Here is a 17,111-nt window from a genome sequence, read left to right as displayed (position 1 = left end):
CGCCGCGCTGCTCGGCGCCGCCGGGCTGGTGGTCGAGGAGATCCACGGGGTACGCGTGCTGGCTGACCTGCTACCGGCCGCGGTTGCCGACGGGCAGCCCGCCGCCCTGGTCGAGCTGGAGCGTGCGCTGGCCGCCCAACCGCCGTACCGGGACCTGGCCGCCCAACTGCACCTGTTCGCCCGCCGGCCCGCATGATCGCCGAGGCCGGGGGCCGGCCGGCGGCGCTGGAGATCCTCGGGCCGGATCACGGCGGCGGTCGGCTGACCGATGTGCTGCCCAGCGCGCTGGCCGTGCTGGGGGTGCCCGGCTCGAGCGACCCGCTCGGGCTGCTGCCTGCGTTGGCCGGGGTACGCCGCATCGCCGTGCTGCTCGTCGACGGGCTCGGGTGGTACCAGTTGCCGACCGCCGCGCCGTACGCGCCGACCCTGGCCGGGCTCGCCGCGACGGTGGCCCGGCCGCTCATCGCCGGTTTCCCGTCCACCACCCCGACCAGCCTGGTGTCGCTGGGCACCGGGGTGGCGCCGGGCGCGCACGGGGTGCTCGGCTTCACCGTGCGGGTGCCCGGCACCGATCGGGTGCTCACCCACACCGACTGGGCCGCCGAGCCGTCGCCACTGCGCTGGCAGCCGGTGCCGACCCAGCTGGAGCGGGCCCGCGCCGCCGGCGTGACGACGACAGTGGTGAGTCGGCCGGAGTTCGGTGGAAGTGGGTTGACAGTCGCCGCCAACCGGGGTGGCGACTTCCGGGGCGCCGCCGGCGGGGACGCGGTGGCCACCGCCATGCTGGCCGCGTTGGCCGCCGGCAGCGGGCCCACACTGGTCTCCGGTTACCACGCCGACCTGGACCGGCACGGGCACGTCAGCGGCGTCGACTCGGCACCCTGGCGGGTCGCCGCCACCGAGGTGGACGCCCTGGTCGCCCGGCTGGTCGACGGGCTGCCCCCGGACGCGGCGCTGCTGGTGACCGCCGACCACGGGCAGCTCGACATTCCCGCCGCGCACCGCTTCGACCTGGACACCGATCCGCGACTGCGGGGCGGTGTGCGGCTGGTGGCCGGCGAGGCCCGGGTGCGTTACCTGCACGTCGAGCCGGGCGCGGTCGACGACGTGCTGGCCGCCTGGTCGGAGGTGCTGGGCGGCACGGCCCGGGTACGCACCCGCGACGAGGTGGTGGCCACCGGCTGGTTCGGGCCGGTGCCCGAGGAGCACCTGGGCCGGATCGGTGACGTGGTGGTGACCTGCAACGACACGTACGCGGTCATGGCCAGTCGTACCGAGCGGCCGATGGCGTCGAAGTTGGTGGCCTACCACGGGTCGGACACCGCCGCCGAGCTGACCGTGCCGCTGCTGGTCGTCCGGGGCTGACCCCGGGGACGGTCCGGCCCGCTGGCCGATGGTGGTGTCGTACCCCCGGGTTAATCTGCCGGGATGGGCCGCAGCCAGTCGTTGCCCCGGGGCGACGATCCGCGCTTCGGGCCGGACGCCGACGACTCCGCCAGCCCGATCCTGCACGTCGACATGGACGCCTTCTTCGCCGCCGTCGAGGTGCGCCGCCGCCCCGAGTTGCGCGGCCGACCGGTGGTCGTGGGCGGCGTCGGTCCGCGCGGGGTGGTCAGCTCGGCCAGCTACGAGGCCCGCCGGTACGGCGTACGCAGCGCGATGCCGACCAGTCAGGCCCGGGCCCGCTGCCCCCAGGCGGTCTACCTGCCTCCAGATTTCTCCGCCTACTCGGCCGCCTCCCAGGCCGTCATGCAGATCTTCCGGGACGTCACGCCGCTGGTCGAGCCGCTCTCCCTCGACGAGGCGTTCCTCGACGTGACCGGCGCCCGTCGGCTCTTCGGCTCCCCGGCCACCATCGCCCGGCTGATCCGTCGCCGGGTCGCCGACGAGCAGGCGCTGACCTGCTCGGTGGGGGTGGCGCCGAGCAAGTTCGTGGCCAAGCTGGGTTCCACCCGGGCCAAGCCGGACGGTCTGCTGGTGGTGCCCCCGGCGCAGGTGCTCGACTTCCTGCACCCGCTGCCGGTGGACGCCCTGTGGGGGGTGGGGGAGCGCGCCGCCGAGGCGCTGCGCCGGCTCGGCCTGGCCACCGTCGGCGACCTCGCCGAGGCGCCGGTGGGCATGCTCCGCCGAGCCGTCGGTGCCGCCTCGGCGTCGCACCTGCACGAGTTGTCCTGGGGGCGCGACCCGCGCGGGGTCAGCCCCGAGCACGTCGACAAGTCGATCGGCGCTGAGCTGACCTTCGATGTCGACGTGGCCGACCCGTTGGAGATCCGCCGTGCGTTGCTCGCGCTGAGCGCGAAGGTCGGTGTCCGGTTGCGCGGCTCCGAGCAGGTCGGGCGCACCATCTCCCTCAAGGTCCGGCTGGCCGACTTCCGCACCGTCAGCCGATCCCGCACCCTCGACGTCCCCACCGACACCGCCCGCGAGATGTTCGACACGGTCTGGGCGCTCTACACCGCGTTGGACCCGGGCGAGCGAATCCGACTCGTCGGTGTCCGGGTGGAGGGGCTCGCCCCGGCGAAGGGCGCTCCCCGGCAGCTCACCCTCGGCGCGCCCGAGCGCGGCTGGCGCGAGGCGGAAGCTGCCGCGGACGCCGCCGCTGCCCGTTTCGGGCGGTCCGTCATAGGTCCGGCCAGTCTGATGGGCGACCGTGATGCTCGTCGAAACGAAAATCCACCCCGCCCATAGGTCGTCCCGCTTTCCGACGCGCGACCCCCCTCGTAGACTTGCGGGTAAGCAGCCGGTTGGCTGCCACGGTCTGTCGGCCCGAGTGGGCCTGACCAACGTGACCGGGGAGGAGTGCCGTGCCGCTCTCGGAGCACGAGCAGCGGCTGTTCGAGCAGATCGAGCGGTCGCTTGCCGAGGACCCCAAATTCGCCTCGGCCGTGCGCGCCAGCGATCCGCGCTTCCATGCGCGGCGTCGCCTGCTCGTCGCCGCCGGCGTCATCATCGCTGGCTTGGCTCTACTGGTCTATGGCGCGGTGATCAAGACTCCACCACTGGCGGTGGCGGGCTTCGTCGTCATGCTGGCGTCGGCCGCGTTCGCGGTGCAGTCGCACCGGCGGGCGCAGTCACCCGACCTGCACGTGGTGGGCGGCACGACGAGTCGTCGTCGTCCCCGCGGTGGCCGATCCGGTCGTCGGTCGTCGATCCTGGACCGCATGGAGGACAGGTGGCGGCAGCGCCCGGAGGGGCACCGCTGAGCCGGTCCCGCCGCTGAGGCGGGCCGTACGCCGCGACGAGCGAGCGGTCGCCGGGCACAGCCCCCGGCGACCTCCGTCGTATCCGCACGTCCTCTTCCCAGCTGCCCACTATCGGCAGGACCACTCTCCGCATGATCGTGCTCGATCCTGGATGTAGTGGCATCGTGCGCCCTGGGAAGGGCGTCTTTCCTGGGATCGAGCACGATCATGGGAACGGTAAGCAGGTACAGGGGGTGGGGCGGCGGTGGTGGCCGCCGCCCCCGCCCACGAACCGCTCGGTCAGCGAGCTGCCCGGTCGGCCAGCAGCCGTCGAGGGTTCCACCGCAGCAGTCGATACCGGGCCTGCCCGGTGAGCGCCACCATCCGGCTGGACCTGTCCGCCAGGGCGGTACGCCACCGCAGCAGCACCGAGGGCGGCAGCACGGCGGCGAGCAGGCGGGTCCGTCTGTCCGCCCGCGTGGCGAGCGCCGCACGGACCTCGCGTAGCGCCGGCAGCAACCGCTCACCGGTCAGCGGATCCCGCGCGTAGCGGGCCCGCTCCTCCGCCCGGCCGAGCAGCCGCGCCGACCCGATCGCGTCGCCATCGTCGAGGGCGTCCCGGACCAACCGGTCCGCTGTCGCCCTGGGCGTCTCGGTCGGATCGACCGGGACCCGGAAGTCCACCAGTGTGTCGAGCAGCTCCGCCCAGGCGGCGTGCGCGTCCTCGCGGGCCCGGTTGGCGTCCACGCTCACCACCACCGGTCGCGTCCCCGGCTCGCCGCCGTCGTCGACGCTCGCGGGGACCATCGCCGCGCTCGCCGCGCGGCCACCCCGTCGGCGGCGCAGGGCCACCCGGCGCAGCGCGGGCACCGCGAGCAGCACCAGCAGGGCCACCAGGCCCGCCGCCCACCAGGGCCAGACCGGTGGCTGCTCGTCCGGGGTCGTCCCGCCAAGAGCGAGCCCGTTGTCGGTGTCCCGGTCGGCGTTGTCCGGGCCCTCCGGGCCGGCCGACGAATTCGGATCCTCCGGGGTGTTCGTGACATCGGGACCCGGGGTGGACGGCTCCGGCGCGTCAACGTCCGGTGCCCAGGTCGACCGGGTCGAGCCGGGCACCCCGTACGCCGGGGTGGCGTCGAACGGCACCCAGCCCGCCCCGTCGAAGTAGACCTCGGTCCAGGCGTGCAGGTTGAGGTTGGTCAGCGTGAAGGTGTCACCGTCGCGCTTGGTGCCGTTGGTGAACCCGAAGGCCACCCGGGCCGGAATGCCGGCCGCGCGGACCAGCCAGGCCATCGCGGCCGCGTACTGCTGGCAGTAGCCGACCTTGTTGGTCAGAAAGTTGACGATGTCCTGACCGCTGCTGCCGCTCTCGGTGCTCAACCGGTAGCTGAAACCGTTGTCCGCCGAAAAGTGCTGGTAAATCGCCAACACCCGGTCGTAGTTCGTGCGCTTGCCCTGGATCAGCCTCTTGACCAGCTCCTCCACCTCGGGCACCGGGGCGGGGGTGGCGGTCATCTGTCGGCGTACGGGGTGGTCGGTCGGCAGCGGTTGCGCGGCCCGCAACGCGGCGGGCGTGAACGTCGAGCGGACGTAGTCGAAGGAGTACTTCCGACCCCGGGAGTTCTCCCGGTTGGAGAAGACGACCTGCTGGTTGCTGTCGTAGAGCCAGTTGTCGCTGAGGTCGTCGGTGCGGGTCGGCTCGGCGTACACCGGCATCAGCGACATGCTCAGGCTCTTGGTGACCTCGACGGTCGCCTGGTAGGTGGTCTGCTGCACGCCTCGGCCGGCCCGGTCGGCCGGGTTCGGCAGGTCCCGGTTGACCGACCGGCCGCTGGGGTTACGTGCCTGGAAACCATTGGGCCGCAGCTCGTCGGCGACCGCGTAGCGCAGGTAGAAGGGGTTCGGCTCGGACGTGGTCACCTTGACCAGGTCGGCCACCTGGGACTGGTTGAGCTGGCCGGCGAGCGAGGCGAACAGGTCGATCCGACCCGACGTGCCGCCCGAGCCGGACCCGTTGCCGCTGCCGTTGCCCGACCCCTGGCTGAGCGAGTCGAGCAGCCCGCTGGTCATGCCGGGTACCGCCAGCGGCAGCACCACCGCCAGGGCCACCCCGACCGCCGCGAGCCGGCGGCCGGCGGACGCCAGCGGGGAGGCCTCCCACACGTCGACGTCGCGGCCATCACCGGTGAATCGGCGCCCGAAGCGGCGTACCCGGTCGACGTTGTCGGTGACCAGCAGCCAGAGGTAACCGGCGGCGCCCACCACGAACGGCACCGCGGGGACGCTGTCCACGTAGACGGCGACCGGCACCGAGTAGATGGCGAGCATCGGCAGCCCCGCGAGTGCGGGCCGACGCAGCCCCACCGCCAGCACGTCCACCAGCACGGCGACCCCGCCGACGCCGAGTACGGCGATGAACAGCAGCGGGTCCGTGTCCGGGACCTCGACCCCGTACGAGCGCATGTCCTGCATGGAGCCGGCGAGCAGATCACCGAAGTACGCGAACGTGCCCGGGGTGGGCAGGACCGCGAGCAGCTCCTCACCGCTGGGGAACAACCAGGTCAGGGCGAGCATCAGGCCGGCCAGCATGCCCAGCACCTGGCCCCACAGCGGCGCCCGGGCGAGTCGGGTCAACGCGGCCACCCCGGCCACCACGGCGACCGCGATGATGGACTCGATCAACCACGTCCAGCCCTGGAAGATGGCCGACAGCGGCGCGGCGGCCAGCAGCGTGGCCGCGGCCGCCACCACGCCGATGTTCCGACTGCTGATCATGAGGGGAGCCTTCCGTTCATCGCACACCGCCGGCGACCGTCTCGGCCAGCGCGGCCCGCAGGGCGAACCCCTGAGCGCCCCGGCCGACCTGCGGCCACAGCGCCGGTAGCCGGCCGCCGTGGTCGACGCCGACCACCCGCCAGCCGCTCTGCAGCATGGCGAGGACGGCGGCGGCGTGAGCGTGCTCCGCCTCGGCCCGGGCCTTCTCCGGCAGGCTGAGCCAGGTGGAGCTGTTCAGCAGGAAGCCGACGCAGGTGGCGCCGTTGCCCCGCAGCCCGGCCAGCAGTTCCGCCTCGGCCACACTGACCGTGCCGAACAAGCCGATGATCAGACCGCCGTCGGCGCGTTGACGGACCCGCTGCACCAGACCGCTCACCTCGGCGCGCTGATCCAGCCGGACCTCCGCGAGGTGGTCGAGCAGCGCCCCGTCCCCGCCGGCCTCCGAGGCGTCCACATCTGCCCCCGAGCCGGTGACCAGGCGCAACTTGTAGCCGGCCTGCCGCAGGTGGACGGCGACGCTCGCGGCGGCCGAGACCGACCACTCGAAACTGGCCGTCGGCCCCTCGCCGCGGTGGCCGTACGCCCGGGTGTCCAGGACGACGGTGGCCCGGCTCTCCCACGGTTGCTCCTCGCGGCGCACCATCAGCTCGCCGGTGCGGGCCGTGGACTTCCAGTGCACCCGGCGCAGGTCGTCGCCGCGCCGGTACTCCCGGGTCGCCGCGTCGTCCTCGCCGTGCACCGCCACCGAGCGGGCCCGGCTGTCGCCGCTGCCCGCGTACTCCCCGGGGAGCCGGACCGACGGCAGCGGGTTGACCTGCGGGATGACCGTCAGGTGATCGGTGCTGGGGAAGGATCGGGTGAGCTCGCAGAGGCCGAACGGGTCGGTCATCCGGACGACCAGCGGGCCCACGTCGTAGCGGCCCCGCACGTCGGCCCGCACCGTGTACGCCACGGAGCTGGCCTGGTGTGCGCCGAGCCGCTCCAACACCACCCGGGGCCGGCTGCCCAGCGCATAGGGCAGCCGGTCCTCCAGGAGCAGGGTGCCGGTCGGCAGCCGGGAGAGGTTCTGCAGGCGCAGCACCACCCGGGAGTTGGCCCCGACCGGAACCCGGTGCGGGTCCAGCGAACGGTTGCAGGCCAGCTTGTAGCGGCTCCGCCCGACGTAGGCGGCGGCCAGCAACGGCAGGATGGCCAACAGCACAGCCACCCGGAGCAGGTCCTTCTCGCCGAGGATGCCGGCTGAGATCGCCGCCGCGGTCGCGGCGGCGAGGAAGGACCGCCCGCGGGTGGTCAGCCCGCGTAGCCCGGCACGCACGTCACGGCCTCCGCGGCTCGTAGGGCGCGCGGCCGTTGCCGGTGGCGGGCCGGGTGTCGTACGGGTTGCGCTGCCGGTCGTGTGGCAGCGGCAGGCGGTGCACCAGCTCGGAGACGATCGCGTCGGTGGTGCGTCGGGCGAGCTGCGCGTCGGCGGTCGGGATGATCCGGTGGGCGAGCACCGGCACCGCCAGCGCCTGCAGGTCGTCGGGGAGGACGTAGTCGCGGCCCTCCAGGGCGGCGACCGCCCGGGCGGTGCGCAGCAGTTGCAGGGTCGCCCGTGGGGACGCGCCGAGCCGCAGGTCGGGGGCCTCGCGGGTGGCGGTCACCAGGTCGATCGCGTACTGCTTGACCGCGTCCGCGACGTGCACCTGGCGGACGGTGGCGATCAGCTGCCGGACGATGGCCGCGTCGGAGACCGCGCGCAGCTCGTGCAGCGGATCGGTGGCGCCGTGCCCGTCGAGCATGGCCAGCTCGGCGTGGGAGTCCGGGTAACCCATCGCGATGCGGGCGGTGAACCGGTCGCGCTGCGCCTCCGGCAGCGGGTAGGTGCCCTCCATCTCGATCGGGTTCTGGGTGGCGATCACCATGAACGGGGTCTGCAGTTGGTACGTCACCCCGTCGACGGTGACCTGCCGTTCCTCCATGCACTCCAGCAACGCCGACTGGGTCTTCGGCGAGGCCCGGTTGATCTCGTCGCCGACCACCAGGTTGGCGAACACGGCGCCCGGACGGAACTCGAAGTCGTGCGTCTCCTGGTTGTAGACGCTGACCCCGGTGACATCGCTGGGCAGCAGGTCGGGGGTGAACTGGATGCGCCGCACGGTGCAGTCGATGGACCGCGCGAGGGCCTTGGCAAGCTTGGTCTTGCCGACACCCGGGACGTCTTCGATCAGGAGGTGACCCTCGGCGAGCAGGACGGCCAGAGCGAGCCGCACGGTGGCGGTCTTACCCTCGATGACCTGCTCGATGTTGGCCACAATGGCCTCACTGGCGGCGCGGAACTCGTCGTGCGGCAACAGGCCGCCCACCTCGTCCCAGGTCTGTTGTGTCACGGGCCTCCTCCTCGTCGCCGTCACGGCAGCTCTGTAGAGAGCACCTGGACCCGCCGTTGGGTTCGCGACGTCGAGCCTCGTTTGCCGCAGGAATCTCACTGGCCTCTCAGGCTAACCATGTTTGTCGTTATCGCCGACCCCCGCAGGTAGTCCGTCGGTTACGCACCGATATTCGCCAGCTCGGGGGAACGGGTTCGACCCGCCGGGGGCCGGCAGGACGAATCGTGGGCGGGGTACACTGCGGGACATGGCCGGAGTCTTCCTGCTTCTTACCGGGCCGTGCTGATGCGCTGAACGCAGCGACAGCACGGCGGCCCCTCCTGCGCGAGGGGCTTTTTTGTGCCCGCCGCCGGCCCGGCCCGGTGGTGCCGAGACGAAGCGAAGCGAAGCGAGGAGAGACGATGAGTGAGGCAGCCGCACCGGCGGGCGACATTCCCCCGTTCCGGTACACCGCGGCCCTGGCCGACGAGATCGAGATTCGTTGGCAGGACATCTGGGCGCGCGAGGGCACCTTCCACGCACCGAACCCGACCGGCCCGCTGGCCGACCCGACCCACCCACGCGCCGGCGCGGAGAAGCTGTACGTGCTGGACATGTTCCCGTACCCCTCCGGAGCGGGCCTGCACGTCGGCCACCCGCTGGGCTACATCGGCACCGACTGCTACGCCCGCTACCAGCGGATGGCCGGCCGCAACGTGCTGCACGCGATGGGCTTCGACGCGTTCGGCCTGCCCGCCGAGCAGTACGCGGTGCAGACCGGCACCCACCCCCGGACCACCACTGTCGCGAACATCGAGCGGTACAAGGCGCAGCTGCGCCGGCTGGGGCTGGCGCACGACGAGCGCCGCTCGGTGGCCACCATCGACACCGACTTCTACCGCTGGACCCAGTGGATCTTCCTGCAGATCTTCAACTCCTGGTACGACCGCGACGCAGGCAAGGCCCGTCCGATCGCCGAGCTGATCGCCGAGTTCGAGGGCGGTAACCGGCCCACCCCGGACGGTCGAGCCTGGGCCGAGCTGAGCGTCGCCGAGCGCCGCCAGGTCGTCGACGACCACCGCCTGGCGTACGTCTCGCAGGCGCCGGTGAACTGGTGCCCGGGGCTGGGCACCGTGCTGGCCAACGAGGAGGTCACCGCCGACGGCCGTTCCGAGCGGGGCAACTTCCCGGTCTTCAAGCGCAACCTGAAGCAGTGGATGATGCGGATCACCGCGTACGGTGACCGGCTGCTGGACGACCTGGACAGCCTGGACTGGCCCGAGCCGATCAAGCTGATGCAGCGCAACTGGATCGGCCGCTCCACCGGCGCCCACATCGACTTCCCGACCACCGCGGCGCCGGTGCGGGTGTTCACGACCCGCCCGGACACCGTCTTCGGCGCCACCTACATGGTGCTGGCGCCCGAGCACGAGTTGGTCGACACGCTGGCGCCGACCGGTTGGCCGGACGGCACCAGGGACGCCTGGACCGGCGGGCACACCACCCCCCGGGAGGCCATCGAGGCGTACCGCAAGGCGGCGGCCGCCAAGACCGACGTCGAGCGGCAGTCCGACAGCAAGGAGAAGACCGGCGTCTTCATCGGCGCGTACGCCACCAACCCGGTCACCGGTGGGCAGATTCCGATCTTCATCGCCGATTACGTGCTGGCCGGCTACGGCACCGGCGCGATCATGGCGGTGCCGGCGCAGGACGAGCGGGACTGGGCGTTCGCCGAGGTCTTCGAGCTGCCCATCGTGCGGACCGTGCAGCCGGCGGAGGGCTTCGACGGCAAGGCGTACACCGGTGACGGCCCGGCCATCAACAGCGCCGCGCCCGAGCGCGGCCTGGACCTGAACGGCCTGGGGGTCGCCGACGCCAAGGCGGCGATCATCGCCTGGCTGGAGGCGAACGGGCACGGCACCGGCGCGGTGACCTACCGGCTGCGCGACTGGCTGTTCTCCCGGCAGCGTTACTGGGGTGAGCCGTTCCCGATCGTCTACGACGAGACCGGCGCGGCCATCGCCCTGCCGGAGGAGATGCTGCCGGTCGAGCTGCCGGAGGTGGACGACTTCTCCCCGAAGACGTTCGACGCCGACGACGCCGACAGCAACCCGGAGACCCCGCTGTCGCGGCGGCGCGACTGGGTCGAGGTCGAGCTGGACCTGGGTGACGGGCCGAAGCGCTACACCCGGGAAACCAACGTGATGCCGCAGTGGGCCGGCTCCTGCTGGTACGAGCTGCGCTACCTGGACCCGACCAACAGCGAGCGGTTCGTCGACGCGGAGAACGAGCGGTACTGGATGGGTCCGCGCGGCGAGGGCGACTGCGGCGGCACCGACCTGTACGTCGGCGGGGCCGAGCACGCCGTGCTGCACCTGCTGTACGCGCGGTTCTGGCACAAGGTGCTGTTCGACCTGGGGTACGTGTCGTCGTTCGAGCCGTTCCGCAAGCTGTTCAACCAGGGCATGATCCAGGCGTACGCGTACACCGACTCGCGCGGCAGCTACGTGCAGGCCGAGGACGTCGTCGAGCGCGACGGTGCGTACTACCTGGAAGACCTGGTGGTCAACCGCGAGTACGGCAAGATGGGCAAGTCGCTGAAGAACGTGGTGACCCCCGACGACATGTGCGCCGCGTACGGCGCGGACACCTTCCGGGTGTACGAGATGTCGATGGGCCCGCTGGAGGTCTCCCGCCCGTGGGAGACCCGGGCGGTGGTCGGCTCGTACCGGTTCCTGCAGCGGGTGTGGCGGGCGGTCGTCGACGAGCAGACCGGCGCCCTGCGGATCACCGAGGACCCGGCCGACGAGGCGACCCGCCGGCTGCTGCACACGGTGATCGACGGGGTCCGCGGCGACATGGACGGCATCCGGTTCAACACCGCGATCGCCAAGCTGATCCAGCTGACCAACGGGCTGACCGGGCTGTCGGCCACGCCCCGCGAGGTGGCCGAGCCGCTGGTGCTGATGGTGGCGCCGTTCGCCCCGCACCTGGCCGAGGAGCTGTGGCGCAAGCTGGGCCACGACACCTCGTTGACGTACGCGGACTTCCCGACCGCCGACCCGGCGCTGCTGGTGGCCGACACGGTGACCTACCCGGTGCAGGTCAACGGCAAGGTCCGTGGCCGCATCGAGGTCCCCGCCGACGCGTCCGAGGAGACCGTCCGCGCGGCGGCCCTGGAAGCGGTGGCGGCGACCCTGAACGGCAAGGAACCCCGCAAGGTCATCGTGGTCAAGGGCCGCATGGTCTCGGTCGTCGCCTGACACTGGTGTCCGCGTCAGGGAGCACACGCAGCGTGACGTCCACCGAAGCGAACACTGGAACGAGCGTGATGACTCAGAGGCATAAATATGTCTCTGAGTCATCACGCCGTCCGACGCGGCGGGGCCACAGGGCCGGGCTTGGTCAGGTCAGCTCGCGCATGGTCAGACCGGCATCCGCCGGCGGCGGCGTTCGGCGCGCCACCACTGGTGGACGAGCACCAGGCTGGCGATCAGGCCGAGGCTGGCCGGCGCGGCGGCGTACCAGTTGACGTGGCCGGGGGAGCTGACCGCCGCGCCGATCGCCGCGTAGCCGAAGGCGGTCGGCGCGGACGCGATCACGCTACCGGCCAGAAACGGCAGCACTCGGGCGCCGGTCGTGCCGTAGCCGTAGCTGACCAGACCGAAGCCGGCGATCGGCAGCAGCCGGACGGTGACCACACCGAACACGCTCTGCCGGGCGAACCAGCCGTCGAGGCGGGCCAGCCGACCGCGGACCCGTTCGGCCACGAACTCCCGGCCGAGCAACCGGCCGACTGTGAACCCGATCGCCGCAGCCACCAACGCGGCGCCCAGGGCGTACGCGGCACCCTCCAAGGGGCCGAAGATCGCGCCCGCCGCGAGCGTGATGAAGGTCCGGGGCACCAGCGCGACGAGTAGCAGCGCGCCCCCGAGGATCGCCGCCACCGGGGCGAGGTCGCCCAGCCGGTCGGCGATCAGCGGCAGCTGCGCCGGATCCGGCCGGGGCACCAGGAGCAGCAGCAACCCGCAGCCGACGATCAGCAGCACCAGCAGGGCGAACCGGGCGGCCGACGGCTGCCGGAGCACCCGCCGGACGGCACGGATCATGCCCGGGCGGCGGCCACCGCGGAGCGGCGCTCGTTGCGGAGCCGGTCCGACCAGGTGTCGTCCAACGGCGGGAGCTGGTGTGCCCCGGTGGCCCAGCGCAGCAGCAGGTCGGCCAGGGCCGGGTTGCGAGCCAGCGCCGGCCCGTGCGAGTAGGTGCCGAGCAGCTTGCCGCGCCACGCGCCCTCGGTGGCGCCGTCGTTGCCCACCCCGGCGGTGACCCGGGCCAGCGGGGAGACCTCCGGGCCGAGGTGGGTGCGGCCGCCGTGGTTCTCGAAACCGGTCAGCGGCGGCAAACCCAGCCGGGGGTCGATCTCCCCGGCCAGCTCGCCCACGGCCCGGCTCTCGCCCCGGTCGGACTGCAGATCGAGCAGCTCCAGCCCACGGCACTGCACGCCCTTGGCGAAGAACGAGGTGCCGAGCAGTTGGTAGCCGGCGCAGACGCCGAACACGACCGAGCCCTGGGCGACCGCGCGGTGCAGGCCGCCGTCGGCGAGCAGCCGCTGGGCGCCGAGCGCCTGCGGGCCGTCCTCGCCGCCGCCCACCAGGTAGATATCGGCGGTCGCGGGCAGCCGCTCGCCGGAGCGGACCTCCAGCACCTCGACCGGCATCCCGCGCTGGCGGGCCCGCCGGGCGAGGATCAGGGCGTTGCCCCGGTCGCCGTAGGTGGAGAGCAGGTCGGGGTAGATCCAGACGATGCGCAGACTCTCAGATGACACGGTCCAACTCCGCTCGGATGTCCTGGAACGCGGTGTAGTTCGCGATGACCTCCAGCCGTCCGGGCGGGACCGACCGGAGCGCGTCGTCGAACGTGCGGACGTGCTGGAACGGCACGTCGTTGACGTCCAGCCGGACCGCCAGGTCGTATGCCCGGTCGCCGGTGATCAACACCTGCCGGCCACGGAGCGGGGCGAAGTCGACGTCGTAGAGCCAGGAGGTGTCCAGACCGTCGGGGTCGCGCGCGTTGATGGAGAGCAGGGTCGGCGCGTCGTCGGCCATGTCGAACGCCTCCAGCCAACTGGCCGGGTTCTTGGCCAGCAGCAGCCGGATGTTGCGGCCGTCCTTGTCGACCTGCGCGTAGCGGCCGGCCACCGAGGTGACGATGCCGAGGCGGGACACCGCGTCGACGGGGCGGACGCCGAACTCGGCGGCCACCGCCAGCGCGGTCGCCGCGTTGCCGAGGTTGACCTTGCCGGGCAGTTGGAGGGAGACCTTGTGCCAGGCGCCGGTGGGGTCGAGCACGCCCTCGTCCTCGACGACCCAGTGCGGCTCCGGTCGGCGTAGCGGGCAGCCGGTGCACCACCACTGCTCACCGGTGCGCTGGATCGTGGAGCCGCACTCCGGGCAGACCCAGGAGTCGTCGTGCCAGCGCTGGCCGGCGCTGAACCACGTCACGTGCGGCGGGTTGATGCCCCGGGCGGGGTCGCCCGGCGGGGTGGCGGCCCAGACCACCAGCGGGTCGTCGGCGTTGGCCACCACCCGTACGTCGGTGTGCCGGACCAGCGCCGCACGCCAGAGCTGCGCCATCATGGCGACCTCCTTGGCGCGGTCGAGCTGGTCGCGGGAGAGGTTCAGCAGCGCGACCACGTGTGGCTCGGTCGCCTCCAGCACCTGGGCCAGGTAGTGCTCGTCGACCTCCAGCACCGCGTACGGGGTGCTGCCGGCCTTGGCCAGCGCCGAGGTGTGCCCGCTGGGCATGTTGGCGCCGAAGGAGTTGGTGGCGACCCGGCCGAGCACGCCGACCGCGGCGGAGGTCAACCGGGTGGTGGTGGTCTTGCCGTTGGTGCCGGAGACGAGCGCGATCGCGCGCCCGGCCGACAGGTGGGCCAGCAGGTCCGGGTCGATCTTCAGGCCGATCCACCCGCCGATCACCGAACCGTCGCCACGGCCGGCCGCCCGGGAGAGCGCCGCGGCGGTCCGTGACACGGAGCTGGCCACCTTGGCCCGTATGGGCATTTTCGCGTCCGTCACGCGAGCGAGGTTACCGGACCGCCGGGCCCACCAGATCGCCGCCGACGGTGAACCGTTCGGCCGTGGTGGTGGCGCCGGCGGCCGGGTCGGCGTCCCCCGGACGGAGTCGATCTATGTCGGAAAGCGGACCACGCCGAGGGGGCGCCGGTGCCCTCCACTCCGCTCCACCCCTTGTGACGTGCGGTTTTGCCTCCGAGTCAGCCGCGCCACGCGGGCGAATTTGGTTGCGGGTGGAGGGAAGTGGAGTAGAGTGGGGACCAATGGTGAGGCCGGGAGGGCTCACCGGCCCGGGGGGTCAGCGGCGCCGCGAACGCCGCTCAGGGGCGAGGGGGTTGGGCCGGTGTTTCTCGGCACCCACACTCCGCGCCTGGACGAAAAGGGCCGGTTGATCCTTCCGGCCAAGTTCCGGGATGAGCTGGCGGGGGGTGTCGTGGTCACCAAAGGGCAGGAGCGCTGCCTCTACGTCTTCCCGACCCCTGAGTTCCAGCGGATCGCGGAGCAGTTGCGCGCACAGCCGATGACACACAAGGCGGCCCGGGCCTACAGCCGGGTCTTCTTCGCCAGCGCGCACGACGAGGTTCCGGACAAGCAGGGTCGGGTGACCATCCCGGCTCACCTGCGGGCCTATGCCGCGCTGGACCGCGACCTCGTCGTGATTGGCGCGAGCACGCGGGTGGAGATCTGGGACAGGGTCGCCTGGGAGACCTACCTCGCCGAGAGCGAAGACGACTTCGCCGACATCGAGGAGGGGGTGCTGCCCGGCGGTCTGTAGGGCGGTAACGGCGCCCGACGTACTGCGAGATCTCCAGCCGCTTTCGAGTTCCTGGCATCACTTCCCCGGTGCCAGGCGCACGATCCAGTCATTGGGCGACGGTCCGGTGTCAGGCGGGAGCGGATGGGGATCTGGCGGTACGACGGCAGCGCCGTCCGACGACAGGCGCACGAGAAGAACGGACGTTTCAACCAGTGGGGGTCAACATGGGGGAGTTGCGCGGCACGCACGTGCCGGTGCTGCTCGAGCGGTGCCTCGAGCTGCTGGCCCCCGCGCTGGGTCGAGGCGGCCGGACGGTCTACGTCGACGCGACGCTCGGCCTGGCCGGGCACGCGGAGGCGGTGCTCGAGGCGCATCCGGACACGGTCCTGATCGGGCTCGACCGGGACACCGAGGCGCTCGCCCACGCGCGGGTCCGACTGGCCCGGTTCGCCGATCGGGTGCACCTGGAGCACGCCGTCTACGACGAGTTGCCGGACGTGCTGGACCGGCTGGGCTATCCGGGCATCGACGGCATCCTGTTCGACCTGGGTGTCTCGTCGTTGCAGTTGGACGCGCCCGACCGCGGGTTCGCGTACGCCCAGGACGCGCCGTTGGACATGCGGATGGACCAGACCCGGGGGGTGACCGCCGAAGAGGTGGTCAACACGTACGCGCATCCGGACCTGGCCCGGGTGCTGCGGGTGTACGGCGAGGAGAAGTTCGCCGGTCGGATCGCCTCGGCGATCATCCGGCAGCGGGAGAAAGCCCGGATCACCTCGTCCGCGCTTTTGGCGGAGCTGGTTCGGGACTCCATCCCGGCGCCAGCCCGACGAACGGGTGGGCACCCGGCAAAGAGAACGTTTCAGGCTTTACGGATCGAGGTAAACAGAGAGCTGGCAGCGCTGGAGACAGCGTTGCCATCCGCACTCGACGCACTGACCGTGGGCGGTCGCATGGTGGTCCTGTCCTACCACTCGCTGGAGGACAGGCTCACCAAGGCGGCCCTCACGGACCGGGTCCGCAGTAAGGGCCCGATTGACCTCCCGGTCGAGCTTCCCGGGTCCGGTCCGACGTTCCGGCTGCTCAGCCGGGGCGCCGAACTGCCCGGGGAGGCGGAGGTCGCCGCGAACCCGCGGGCCGCCTCGGTGCGGCTGCGGGCCGCGGAGCGACTCGACCCGAACGCGACAGAGCAAGGGCGGACCGACCGCGAACGGTCTCGCCGACGGGTGAAGGGAATGCACCAACCGGGCACGGGGTCCGCCTGATCCGTGGGGGGTCAGGGGCACCGGGACGGCTTGAGGGACGGACGTTGAGGGGGAGGGACATGAGCATTGACAAGCGCGGCCGCCGGGACGTAACCGGCGGCGGGCTGCGCGCACCGCGGTCGGGGGGCCGGATCGCGGCGGAGCGGGCTCCGCGCCTCGGAAACGGTACGCCACGCATCGATCGAACGAATCGGCAGGGGGAGACTCGCGCCCGGGGGGCGCGCGAGTTCCCGACTCAGGGCACTGCCGCGCTGCGGCCGGTCGAGAAGGCCGGCAACGCGGCGGGCACCCGCCCGCCCCGGCTGCGGGTGGCGCCGCCGGCGCCGGTGTCGGTGCCTCGTGCGCCGTTCGCGGCGCTGATCGTGGTGCTGGTGGTCGGCGGGGTGCTCGGCATCCTGGCGGTCAACACCAAGATCAATGAGAACGCGTTCCGGCTGGAGCGGTTGCAGCAGCAGCAGGCTCGACTGGACCTGGAGAAGCAGCAGCTGGACAAGCAGATCGCCGACGCCGAGGCGCCGGGCAACCTGACCGCCGAGGCGCGGCGGCTGGGCCTGGTCGACGCCGGCGAGCCCGGCTACATCCGGCTCCCGGACGGCAAGACGCTCGAGGTGCCGCAGCCGGCGAACGGCCAGCCGTCGGTGACCAGCCAGGGTGCGGGAGGCTGACCGGTGCCACCAAGGTCGGACGAGCCGCGCCGGGACCCTGCGGGGTCC

The 17,111-nt window shown here is 72.3% G+C and carries 12 protein-coding genes and 2 pseudogenes; 8 read left to right on the top strand and 6 right to left on the bottom strand.

The annotated features are described in order from the left end of the window. From ABZU52_RS27530 to ABZU52_RS27515, 4 genes and pseudogenes are all read left to right on the top strand, one after another. Positions 1–196, top strand: a pseudogene (locus ABZU52_RS27530) (SAM-dependent methyltransferase); the annotation flags it as partial. Then, on the top strand, positions 193–1,365 hold the full coding sequence (locus ABZU52_RS27525; protein ID WP_354973865.1) for a nucleotide pyrophosphatase/phosphodiesterase family protein: 1,173 nt from the start codon (positions 193–195) through the stop codon (positions 1,363–1,365). The pseudogene ABZU52_RS27530 and the gene ABZU52_RS27525, both read left to right, overlap by 4 nt. Before the next feature lie 63 nt (positions 1,366–1,428). Further along, positions 1,429–2,688 carry a DNA polymerase IV gene (locus ABZU52_RS27520; RefSeq protein WP_354973864.1) on the top strand — a complete coding sequence of 420 codons (1,260 nt, stop codon included), beginning with the start codon at positions 1,429–1,431 and terminating at the stop codon, positions 2,686–2,688. A gap of 116 nt (positions 2,689–2,804) precedes the next feature. After that, positions 2,805–3,203: a DUF3040 domain-containing protein gene (locus tag ABZU52_RS27515; RefSeq protein ID WP_030334542.1), complete on the top strand. Its 399-nt coding sequence runs from the start codon at positions 2,805–2,807 to the stop codon at positions 3,201–3,203. Positions 3,204–3,482: 279 nt separating this feature from the next. Here the strand turns inward: ABZU52_RS27515 and ABZU52_RS27510 are convergent, their stop codons facing one another. From ABZU52_RS27510 to ABZU52_RS27500, 3 genes are read right to left on the bottom strand one after another with little or no spacing between them, the layout of a single operon-like run. After that, positions 3,483–5,954 carry a DUF3488 and transglutaminase-like domain-containing protein gene (locus ABZU52_RS27510; RefSeq protein ID WP_354973863.1) on the bottom strand — a complete coding sequence of 824 codons (2,472 nt, stop codon included), beginning with the start codon at positions 5,952–5,954 and terminating at the stop codon, positions 3,483–3,485. 16 nt (positions 5,955–5,970) lie between these two features. After that, positions 5,971–7,269, bottom strand: coding sequence for a DUF58 domain-containing protein (locus tag ABZU52_RS27505; protein WP_354973862.1), 1,299 nt, complete (start codon positions 7,267–7,269; stop codon positions 5,971–5,973). A 1-nt stretch (position 7,270) separates the two neighbouring features. Continuing rightward, the gene (locus ABZU52_RS27500) at positions 7,271–8,323 is read right to left on the bottom strand and encodes a MoxR family ATPase (RefSeq protein ID WP_334499261.1); all 1,053 of its coding nucleotides are present in this window, start codon (positions 8,321–8,323) and stop codon (positions 7,271–7,273) included. A 401-nt stretch (positions 8,324–8,724) separates the two neighbouring features. On the opposite strand from ABZU52_RS27500, the gene leuS reads away from it, so the two are divergent. Next, positions 8,725–11,565, top strand: coding sequence for a leucine--tRNA ligase (gene leuS, locus ABZU52_RS27495; RefSeq protein WP_354973861.1), 2,841 nt, complete (start codon positions 8,725–8,727; stop codon positions 11,563–11,565). 162 nt (positions 11,566–11,727) lie between these two features. Here leuS and ABZU52_RS27490 read toward each other — a convergent pair whose 3' ends face one another. The 3 genes from ABZU52_RS27490 to ABZU52_RS27480 are packed head-to-tail and all read right to left on the bottom strand — an operon-like array spanning position 11,728 to position 14,364. Then, entirely contained in the window at positions 11,728–12,411 is a 684-nt protein-coding gene (locus tag ABZU52_RS27490) for a VTT domain-containing protein (RefSeq protein WP_354973860.1), read from the bottom strand. Beyond that, positions 12,408–13,127 (bottom strand): glutamine amidotransferase, encoded by a 720-nt coding sequence (locus tag ABZU52_RS27485; RefSeq protein WP_354973859.1) that lies wholly within the window; start codon positions 13,125–13,127, stop codon positions 12,408–12,410. Before ABZU52_RS27485 ends, ABZU52_RS27490 begins: the two co-directional genes overlap by 4 nt. Further along, a complete protein-coding gene (locus ABZU52_RS27480) occupies positions 13,117–14,364 on the bottom strand; it encodes a MurT ligase domain-containing protein (protein WP_354973866.1) in 1,248 nt (415 codons plus the stop codon). The genes ABZU52_RS27485 and ABZU52_RS27480 overlap by 11 nt, the downstream gene beginning before the upstream one ends. Before the next feature lie 355 nt (positions 14,365–14,719). On the opposite strand from ABZU52_RS27480, the gene mraZ reads away from it, so the two are divergent. The 3 genes and pseudogenes from mraZ to ABZU52_RS27465 all read left to right on the top strand — a co-directional run bounded on the left by mraZ (position 14,720) and on the right by ABZU52_RS27465 (position 17,063). Further along, positions 14,720–15,151 (top strand): division/cell wall cluster transcriptional repressor MraZ, encoded by a 432-nt coding sequence (mraZ, locus tag ABZU52_RS27475; protein ID WP_354973858.1) that lies wholly within the window; start codon positions 14,720–14,722, stop codon positions 15,149–15,151. 206 nt (positions 15,152–15,357) lie between these two features. Beyond that, positions 15,358–16,468: pseudogene (gene rsmH / locus ABZU52_RS27470) on the top strand (16S rRNA (cytosine(1402)-N(4))-methyltransferase RsmH). Next, positions 16,458–17,063: a hypothetical protein gene (locus ABZU52_RS27465; RefSeq protein ID WP_354973857.1), complete on the top strand. Its 606-nt coding sequence runs from the start codon at positions 16,458–16,460 to the stop codon at positions 17,061–17,063. The pseudogene rsmH and the gene ABZU52_RS27465 overlap by 11 nt, the downstream one beginning before the upstream one ends. The last annotated feature ends 48 nt before the right edge of the window (positions 17,064–17,111 follow it).

It is taken from the genome of Micromonospora sp. NPDC005220 (assembly GCF_040607895.1).
In the GTDB taxonomy this organism is placed as follows: Bacteria; Actinomycetota; Actinomycetes; order Mycobacteriales; family Micromonosporaceae; genus Micromonospora.
Note: the sequence above shows the minus strand (reverse complement) of the source record. Positions and strands in the feature narration are given on the sequence as shown.